At 42.1% G+C, this 9,628-nt stretch carries 8 protein-coding genes; all 8 read left to right on the plus strand.

Translation table 11 applies throughout. The features are described from left to right. Window positions 1-159: 159 nt before the first annotated feature. Window positions 160-852: an MgtC/SapB family protein gene (locus tag LD39_RS10925; RefSeq protein WP_035546223.1), complete on the plus strand. Its 693-nt coding sequence runs from the start codon at window positions 160-162 to the stop codon at window positions 850-852. A 162-nt stretch (window positions 853-1,014) separates the two neighbouring features. Next, entirely contained in the window at window positions 1,015-1,479 is a 465-nt protein-coding gene (locus LD39_RS10930) for a CtsR family transcriptional regulator (protein ID WP_035546225.1), read from the plus strand. Between the two features lie 20 nt (window positions 1,480-1,499). Further along, window positions 1,500-2,048 (plus strand): UvrB/UvrC motif-containing protein, encoded by a 549-nt coding sequence (locus tag LD39_RS10935; protein ID WP_035546227.1) that lies wholly within the window; start codon window positions 1,500-1,502, stop codon window positions 2,046-2,048. Next, complete coding sequence (locus LD39_RS10940; RefSeq protein WP_035546228.1) at window positions 2,048-3,118, plus strand: protein arginine kinase; 1,071 nt, start codon at window positions 2,048-2,050, stop codon at window positions 3,116-3,118. The genes LD39_RS10935 and LD39_RS10940 overlap by 1 nt, the downstream gene beginning before the upstream one ends. 18 nt (window positions 3,119-3,136) lie before the next feature. Next, window positions 3,137-5,596, plus strand: a complete 2,460-nt coding sequence (gene clpC, locus LD39_RS10945) for an ATP-dependent protease ATP-binding subunit ClpC (RefSeq protein ID WP_035546230.1) — start codon at window positions 3,137-3,139, stop codon at window positions 5,594-5,596. Between the two features lie 170 nt (window positions 5,597-5,766). Next, window positions 5,767-7,146 carry a DNA repair protein RadA gene (gene radA, locus LD39_RS10950; protein WP_035546232.1) on the plus strand — a complete coding sequence of 460 codons (1,380 nt, stop codon included), beginning with the start codon at window positions 5,767-5,769 and terminating at the stop codon, window positions 7,144-7,146. Further along, on the plus strand, window positions 7,146-8,219 hold the full coding sequence (gene disA / locus LD39_RS10955) for a DNA integrity scanning diadenylate cyclase DisA (protein WP_035546234.1): 1,074 nt from the start codon (window positions 7,146-7,148) through the stop codon (window positions 8,217-8,219). Before radA ends, disA begins: the two co-directional genes overlap by 1 nt. A 154-nt stretch (window positions 8,220-8,373) precedes the next feature. Next, a complete protein-coding gene (locus tag LD39_RS10960; RefSeq protein WP_035546236.1) occupies window positions 8,374-9,477 on the plus strand; it encodes a PIN/TRAM domain-containing protein in 1,104 nt (367 codons plus the stop codon). Window positions 9,478-9,628 lie beyond the last annotated feature (151 nt).

Consider the following 9,628-nt stretch of genomic DNA (forward strand, 5'->3'; position numbering starts at 1 on the left):
GAACACAGCAGTTAAGCTCTTCAGCGCCGATGGTAGTCGGGTCGATCCCCGTGAGAGTAGGACGCCGCCACGTCAAAAATATGAAACCAGAAGTATATGCTTCTGGTTTTTTTCTATATTTACTATGTTGGACATATAGTGAGGTAAGGAGGGTTTCGGATGGAGTGGTCCTACTTTTTTGAAGATGATATCCTTTTATTCGTTTTTCGTTTATTAATAGCCTTACTATTATCTGGGTTAATAGGGTTTGAGCGAGAGTTGAAAAATCATTCTGCCGGTTTTCGAACACATATTTTAGTAGGAATCGGTGCATGTCTCATGATGCTCTTATCACTTTATGGTTTTGAGGATTTCATGGATACGTACGAGAACGTCAGATTCGATCCAGCTCGTATCCCTTCCTATGTGATTAGTGGAATCGGCTTTTTAGGTGCAGGGACTATTATAGTCAATGGAATGACAATCAGGGGGTTAACTACAGCGGCCTCCATCTGGACAGTAGCCGGTATTGGGCTGGTCGTAGGTGCAGGAATGTATGACGTGGCTACATTTACAACCATACTCGTTTTGCTTAGTCTTGTATTCCTTAATAAAATCGAGAAAAGAAAATTCAAAAATAACAGTAAGCATGTATTTTACATTAAGGTAGGACCGACGATTCAATTGAATCAAGTGCTAGCTGTATTTGACGAAGCGAATTTGAATGTAAATAAAATAGACATCAAAAAGCAAGATAATGATTTTCAAAAGCTCATAATAGGGATAGATAAAAAACAAACGTATCAGGCTGCTCCACTTCTACAAGCATTATCAAATATAGAACAGGTGGTGCAGGTCAGCCACCGTGAGTGAACTACGTAGAATTCTACGTAGTTTTTTTGTTTTAACTTGAGTGGAAACAGGGAATCATGAGAGATGTAATTCGATATAAACATTTTAGTTGCGTATCGCTAAAATATAAGTATAATAAAATTAAAGTCAAAGATAGTCAAAGTCAAAAGAGGGGGAGGGTAAATGAGGAATATATCCGATATCATTGAAGAGTATTTAAAAAGTATTCTAGATGAAGCTCAACAAAAGACCATTGAAATTAAGCGTAGTGAAATTGCTGATCAGTTTCAATGCGTGCCTTCTCAAATCAATTATGTGATTAAGACACGTTTTACAGTGGAAAAAGGTTATATAGTCGAAAGTAAACGCGGTGGAGGAGGATATATCCGCATCAGTCGCATTCAGCACAGGAAAGACTCGGATATGATTGAAGAAATTATGGATATGGTTCAGCCTAAAGTTTCCCAAACAGCCGCTTTTGATGTCATCATTCGTTTGCTGGATAGTGAAATCATTACAAGAAGGGAAGCGAAACTAATGGAAAGCATCATCGACCGTGAAGTACTGGCTTTTCCTCTCCCCTTACGTGATGAAATTCGATCAAGGATTATGACAGCTTTGCTGTTTACTCTTAAGTATAAAAGTTAAGCAAGAAGGGAGAGAATGAGATGGAATGCCAAAATTGTCACGAGAGGCAGGCAACCGTTCATTTAACTCAAGTCATCAATGGACAAAAAACAGAAATTCACGTATGCGAGCAATGTGCCAAGGATAAAGGGTATATGAACTACGGAGAAGAAAATTTCACATTGAATGATCTCCTTTCTGGTTTGTTTCATTCAGAAAGCCCGTCATCATTCAGTAATCAAACTACACAGCCGTACAAAAAGGCGGCTCAGCTTAAATGCCCCACATGCGGTCTGACCTACCAACAATTTGCACGTAACGGCAAATTCGGCTGCGCTAATTGTTATCAAACATTCGATGAGCGACTGAATCCTATTTTAAGACGCGTTCATAGCGGGAACACACTACATGACGGAAAAATTCCTAAACGCGAAGGCGGCAACCTGCATTTGAAACGAGAGCTTGATGAACATAAATCCAAGCTTCGACAATTAATTGAGCAGGAAGAATTCGAACAGGCAGCGAAAGTTAGAGATAGGATCAAATCTTTGCAAAGCCAACTTCATCAGGGGGAGGACGGTGATCAATAATGTCATTGCAGCAGTTTATGAACGAGGCGATAAGTCCTTGGATGAAGCAAGATGGTCCAGATAGCGACATCGTAATGAGCAGTCGAATTCGATTAGCACGAAATTTTTCACAGCACCCTTTCCCGACTGTTGCTTCTGAAGAAACGTTAGATAAGATCCTTCATTTCTTTAAAGAAGAATTTAAAAGTCAATCTTTTAGGGACTATGAAAACTTCGAGCTTGTCCAAATGAAAGATCTGCAGCCTGTTGAGAAACGTGTATTAGTGGAAAAGCATTTAATCAGTCCTCACTTAGCTGAGAATTCAGACCATTCAGCGACACTGATCTCACAAAATGAACAAGTGTCAGTCATGGTCAATGAAGAGGATCATATCAGGATACAGCTTTATTTCCCGGGCTTTCAGCTCGATAAGGCTCTAGAGCAAGCATCTCAACTTGATGATTGGCTCGAAGAAAAGATTGATTATGCTTTTGATGAAAAACGTGGATATTTGACCGCCTGTCCGACGAATGTGGGGACAGGGATGCGGGCATCTGTGATGATGCACCTTCCCGCTTTATCCATGACACAGCAGATTAACCGAATGACTCCTGCTATTAACCAACTAGGTTTGGTGGTAAGGGGGATATACGGTGAAGGCAGTGAAGCTGTCGGAAACATTTTTCAAATATCCAATCAAATTACACTCGGGAAGTCGGAACACGATATCGTGGAGGACCTCCATAGTGTAGTCAAACAGTTGATTGATCAGGAACGAAGGGCAAGAGATGCTTTGATGAGCCGATCCGGAATTCAACTGGAAGATAGGATTTTCCGTTCCTATGGTGTTTTAAAGAACAGTCGTATCATAGAGTCTAAAGAAGCGGCTAAATGTTTATCTGATCTCAGGTTAGGAATTGACCTTGGGTTCATTGATCATATTCCGAGAACGATCTTAAATGAGCTGATGGTTTTAACTCAGCCTGGATTTTTGCAACAATATGCAAAAACCACCCTTAGTCCTGATGAAAGAGATGTTCGCAGAGCATCGTTAATCCGAGAAAGACTTCAATTAGAAAATGAAGAATAATGTTAGGAGGGATTGTCCATGATGTTTGGGCGTTTTACAGAAAGAGCTCAGAAAGTACTTGCATTAGCACAGGAAGAAGCTGTTCGATTAGGTCATAACAATATCGGCACTGAGCATATTTTACTTGGATTAGTTAGTGAAGGTGAAGGTATAGCAGCTAAAGCGTTGACGGCTCTAGGTCTAGAATCCTCTAAAATCCAACAAGAGGTAGAAAAACTTATTGGAAAAGGTGAAAAGGTATCACAGACGATCCACTACACACCACGCGCGAAAAAAGTAATTGAACTATCCATGGACGAAGCGCGTAAACTGGGTCATTCCTATGTGGGCACTGAGCATATTCTTCTTGGATTGATTAGAGAAGGAGAAGGAGTTGCAGCTCGCGTCCTGAATAATCTTGGTGTAAGCCTGAATAAAGCACGTCAGCAAGTTCTGCAGCTGCTCGGGAACAATGAGTCTACTGGAGGACAAAACCGTCGAGGAGGCGGCTCTGCGGGTCAAGCAGCAAGTGCGAACACTCCGACCCTTGATTCATTAGCCCGAGACTTAACAGCAATTGCGAAAGAAGGAAATATTGATCCGGTCATCGGCCGAAGCAAAGAAATTGAGCGTGTAATCCAAGTGCTTTCACGCCGTACAAAAAACAACCCTGTCCTTGTCGGGGAGCCTGGTGTTGGTAAAACAGCGATAGCAGAAGGACTCGCTCAGCAAATCATGAATAATGAAGTACCGGAAATTCTTCGCGATAAGCGTGTCATGACTCTTGATATGGGTACTGTTGTAGCAGGTACGAAATACCGTGGCGAATTTGAAGATCGTTTGAAAAAAGTAATGGAAGAAATCCGCCAGGCAGGCAACATCATTCTATTCATTGATGAGCTTCATACCTTAATTGGTGCCGGTGGTGCAGAAGGCGCGATTGATGCATCCAATATTCTGAAACCGTCACTTGCTCGTGGTGAGTTACAATGTATCGGTGCGACAACGCTTGATGAATATCGTAAATATATTGAAAAAGATGCGGCTCTTGAGCGTCGTTTCCAACCGATCCAGGTTGATGAGCCTAACCTTGATGAATCTGTTCAAATTCTCAAAGGGCTCCGCGACCGCTACGAGGCTCACCACCGTGTGACGATCACGGATGATTCTATTGACTCTGCCGTACGTTTTTCAGATCGTTATATCACAGATCGCTTCCTTCCGGATAAGGCGATCGACTTAATTGACGAAGCAGCATCTAAAGTGCGTCTGCGCTCTTATACAGCTCCACCAAACTTAAAAGAGCTAGAACAAAAGCTTGAAGAAGTACGTAAAGAAAAAGATGCGGCTGTACAAAGTCAGGAGTTTGAAAAAGCAGCTTCTCTTAGAGATACAGAGCAGAGACTTCGAGATGAATTGGAACAGACTAAAGATGAGTGGAAAGAAAAGCAAGGCCAAGAAGATTCAGAAGTAACGGTGGAAGATATCGCTTCTGTTGTATCTACTTGGACTGGAGTTCCTGTCTCTAAAATGACAAAAGACGAAAGTGAACGTCTCCTTCAGTTGGAAGAAACGCTTCACAATCGTGTTATCGGTCAGGATGAAGCTGTGAAAGCTATTTCCAAAGCGATTCGTCGAGCTCGTGCAGGTCTTAAGGATCCGAAACGTCCGATTGGTTCCTTCATCTTCTTAGGTCCGACAGGTGTCGGTAAAACTGAACTTGCCCGTGCGTTAGCGGAGAGCATGTTTGGTGAAGAAGATGCGATGATTCGCATCGACATGTCCGAATATATGGAAAAACACAGCACGTCCCGTCTTGTCGGTTCACCTCCTGGTTATGTAGGTTACGAGGAAGGCGGCCAATTAACAGAGAAAGTCCGGAATAAGCCATATTCTGTTGTTCTGCTTGATGAGGTTGAGAAAGCTCACCCAGAAGTGTTCAACATCCTGCTTCAAGTGCTTGAAGACGGACGTCTCACAGACTCTAAAGGCCGCGTCGTCGATTTCCGTAATACGGTGTTGATTATGACCTCAAACGTGGGAGCTCAAGAGTTGAAACGTAATAAGTATGTAGGGTTCTCCATGGGTGAAGGTGACCAAGACTACAAAGACATGAAGTCTAAAGTGACAGATGAACTCAAGAAAGCCTTCCGTCCAGAGTTCTTGAACCGTATCGATGAAACGATCGTATTCCACTCTCTAGAGCGGAAACACATGAAAGATATCGTTACACTTATGGTGGAGGAACTCAGAAAACGTCTGCAAGAACAGGAGATCGACTTCACACTTTCAGATAAAGCGATCGAGCATATTGCTGAATCCGGCTTTGACCCTGAATATGGTGCTCGTCCACTACGTCGATCCATTCAGAAAAACGTAGAAGACTTATTGTCTGAAGAGTTATTGAAAGAAAATATTTCTAAAGGTCAAAAAGTGAACATCGATTTGAATGATAATAAGGAATTCGTTGTTCACACTCAGCAGGAATCAACTAAATAAGTCAAATCTGAACCATAAGATTCAATTTTAATAATCGGAAGGCTTTTGCCTTCCGGTTTTTTTCGTATTCTTATATGATTCTAGTAAGGGAAACTTAATATAAATGATAAAGGTGTGAAACTTTTTCACAATAGATATCGTATAGAATATATAGAGAAGGAGCGATCATCTTGGCAAAAAGAAAAACCAAGTTTGTTTGCCAGGAATGTGGCTACGAAACACCTAAATGGATGGGGAAATGTCCAGGGTGTCATCAATGGAATACATTAGTAGAAGAAGTCAGTGCCTCCAGCACGAATTCACGGCATGTTTTCCAAACGAGTTCCACTTCATCCTCAAGCAAACCTGAAAAGATAAATTCAATAAGATCTCAACAAGAACCACGCATGCCTACAGATATGCCGGAATTCAACCGTGTGCTGGGCGGCGGCATTGTCGCGGGCTCACTGGTTTTGATTGGCGGAGATCCGGGTATCGGGAAATCAACATTACTCCTTCAAGTTTCGGCTCAGATTGCTAATAAGGGCAAGCCGGTCTTATATATGTCTGGAGAGGAATCTCCGAGGCAGACGAAACTACGGGCAGAGCGTTTAGATATAGCTTCGGATGAGCTTTATGTGCTATCCGAAACCAATTTACAAGACGTTATTAATCAAATCGAAAACATTGACCCTAAATTAGTGGTCATCGACTCGATTCAAACGATATTTAAAGAAGATGTCACATCAGCACCGGGAAGTGTATCTCAGGTGAGAGAGTGTACAAGTCAATTGATGAGAATTGCAAAGAGCAAGGGTATTCCTATTTTTATTGTTGGGCATGTTACTAAAGAAGGTTCCATTGCTGGCCCGCGACTGCTCGAACATATGGTGGATGCGGTCCTCTATTTCGAAGGGGAGCGACACCATACCTTCCGTATTTTAAGAAGTGTGAAGAACCGTTTCGGTAGTACACATGAAATGGGAATTTTTGAAATGAAAGAAAAAGGATTGGAAGAAGTTCTGAATCCTTCTGAGATCTTTCTGGAAGAGCGCTCACAAGGAGCAGCAGGATCAATTGTCGTTGCGTCGATGGAAGGAACGAGACCAGTACTGGTGGAGATCCAAGCTTTGATTTCCCCAACTGCTTTCGGGAATCCGAGACGAATGGCTACAGGTCTAGATAACAGCCGCGTACCGCTTTTGATGGCTGTTTTAGAAAAACGGGCCGGTCTGCTTTTGCAAAACCAGGATGCCTATGTGAAGGTTGCCGGCGGAGTAAAGCTTGATGAGCCTGCGATTGATCTGGCTGTAGCCATCAGTATTGCTTCAAGTTTTAGAGACCAGGCTTCAAACCCTGATGACGTCGTTGTCGGTGAAGTTGGGTTAACTGGAGAAATACGCCGTGTTGCCCGTATTGAGCAGCGTGTACAAGAAGCGGCGAAACTCGGTTTCAAACGTGTGATTATTCCGAAGAAGAACATGGACGGATGGACACCACCTTCTGAAATTCAAGTCATCGGCGTTAGCACTGTGCAGGAAGCTATGAAGGTGACACTGGGGGATGCATGATGGAATGGCATGAAATGAAAGATAATGGAATAGGTGAAATTTTAAAGCTGGTAGCTCCAGGTACCCCGCTGCGCGATGGCATTGATAATGTTCTTCGTGCAAACACAGGCGGGCTCATTGTGCTCGGTTACGGAGATGACATTCGTGATTTAGTTGATGGAGGTTTCCATATCCAGGCTGATTTTACACCAGCCCATCTTTATGAGCTGGCTAAAATGGATGGAGCCCTTATTTTGAATGACGAAGGGTCCAAAATTTTATTTGCGAACGCGCAGCTTATGCCGGATCCCCATATCTATTCAACGGAAACGGGGATGAGGCACCGGACTGCTGAACGAGTCGCGAAGCAAACCGGCTCCCTGGTGATTGCAATTTCCCAACGAAGAAATGTCATTACTCTTTATAAAGGGTCGTTGAGGTATTCTCTAAAAGATATCGGCGTCATTTTAACGAAAGCAAATCAAGCGATACAAACGCTGGAAAAATATAAGAACGTCTTAGATCAAAGCATTACGAATCTCGGAGCAATGGAATTTGAGAACATGGTTTCTTTTTCAGAAGTTGTCCAAGTCGTTCACCGGGTTGAAATGGTGCTCCGTACGAAGACTGAAATCATCAATTACGTGAATGAATTAGGAACAGAGGGCCGCCTGATTCAGCTTCAAATGACTGAACTTGTCTCCAATATTGAGGAGGAAGCGGCGCTGCTCCTCAAGGATTACAGTAAGCGCCCGGATTATGAGCCTTATTATATCTTGCGCAAAATGCAGGAAGTGACGAACACAGAATTACTCTCCGATGAACAGATTCTGAAGTTGTTAGGTTATTCTCCCAATACGAAGATGGCTGATCCGATTCACCCAAGAGGCTATCGCATCTTGAGTCGTATCCCACGGTTGCCTCCTTTAATCATCGAGCATCTAGTTGAAAGATTTGGGACACTAGATGACATGATTCAGGCATCGACGAAGGAGCTTGTGGAAGTGGATGGTGTCGGAGAAATCCGCGCATCAAAAATTCGAGATGGCTTGGAACGGATACAAGAACAGTTGTTCGTAGATCGACATATTTAATAAAATTGACTTATTTGTCATAAATATGATATGATATTTGTTTTGTCAATTGACTTATTTTGGGAATTGTGCTATTTTAATACCCATCATTCCTTTTTTATACGATTAATGGTTGTAGGGTTTGGTCATACTGTGAGTGAGGAGGTGAATACAAGTGCTTAAACGAATTGTACAGTTGTTTATTGTCATAACCGGCGGAACAATCGGTTACCTCTATTTTCCAGAGCTGTTTACAACCATGGGGCTAACCTGGCAGAATTGGATTCAATCTGTTTTAGGAGCCGTACTAGGAGCACTTATTTTATTTTTATTAACTTTTTGGGTCGTGGATTATATTGTCGATTTCATCAGATGGGTGGAAGATTCCCTTGTCAGGGCACCAGTAGCTGACCTGCTTTTTGGTAGTTTAGGCTTAATTGTCGGGCTGATTGTCGCTTATCTGATTAATGTATTTGTACAAGATATTCAGATTCAAGTTGTTAACCAAGTTGTACCGATCTTCTTGACGATTTTACTTGGGTATTTAGGTTTCCAAGTAGGATTCAAACGTAAGGATGAATTTTTGAGTCTCGTTTCTAGAAAAGAAAAAGCTCATGAAGATGAAAATTCTAATTCGCAAGATGCAGCGAAAGTGGATGCGTCCTTAATTCCAAAGGAGAAAATCTTGGATACAAGTGTGATCATCGATGGGCGTATTGCAGATATCTGTGAGACACACTTTTTAGAAGGGACGATCGTCATTCCGCAGTTCGTGTTAGAAGAACTTCAGCATATTGCTGACTCATCCGATGGTCTGAAGCGGAATCGCGGACGCCGAGGCCTCGATATTTTAAATCGTCTACAGAAAGATCTTCCTGTGAACGTTGAGATCTACGAAGGCGACTTTGAAGATATCCAGGAAGTAGACAGCAAGCTCGTTAAACTTGCAAAAGTGATGGATGGCATTGTTGTAACAAACGACTTTAATTTGAATAAAGTTTGTGAGTTTCAAAATGTCCAAGTGTTGAACATCAATGACTTGGCAAACGCTGTTAAACCAGTCGTATTGCCTGGCGAAGAAATGAAAATTCAAGTCATCAAAGATGGTAAAGAGCACAACCAAGGTGTTGCTTATTTAGATGATGGGACCATGATTGTCGTTGAAGAAGGAAAAGACTATATTGGAAAAACCATTGATGTAGTTGTCACTAGCGTTCTTCAGACATCAGCGGGCCGCATGATTTTCGCTAAGCCAAAATCACTTGAAAAAGCATTATAAAAACGGTATAAACAAATAGAGAATGACAAAAGTGATAACCAGTGTGTTATCGCTTTTGTTGTTTTAATGAGATATGAATGACGGTATAAATCAATTTAGGATGGATATTATGATAAAATACACAGCGATTATACTTGCGGCGGGGCAAGGG

Origin of the sequence: Halobacillus sp. BBL2006, assembly GCF_000786645.1 — a bacterium.
Lineage (GTDB): Bacteria > Bacillota > Bacilli > Bacillales > Halobacillaceae > Halobacillus.

What these genes read in the sequence shown, in the direction of transcription:
- LD39_RS10925 (WP_035546223.1), top strand. Translation starts at nt 160, where the DNA reads ATGGAGTGGTCCTACTTTTTTGAAGATGATATCCTTTTATTCGTTTTT.
- LD39_RS10930 (WP_035546225.1), top strand. Translation starts at nt 1,015, where the DNA reads ATGAGGAATATATCCGATATCATTGAAGAGTATTTAAAAAGTATTCTA.
- LD39_RS10935 (WP_035546227.1), top strand. Translation starts at nt 1,500, where the DNA reads ATGGAATGCCAAAATTGTCACGAGAGGCAGGCAACCGTTCATTTAACT.
- LD39_RS10940 (WP_035546228.1), top strand. Translation starts at nt 2,048, where the DNA reads ATGTCATTGCAGCAGTTTATGAACGAGGCGATAAGTCCTTGGATGAAG.
- clpC (WP_035546230.1), top strand. Translation starts at nt 3,137, where the DNA reads ATGATGTTTGGGCGTTTTACAGAAAGAGCTCAGAAAGTACTTGCATTA.
- disA (WP_035546234.1), top strand. Translation starts at nt 7,146, where the DNA reads ATGGAATGGCATGAAATGAAAGATAATGGAATAGGTGAAATTTTAAAG.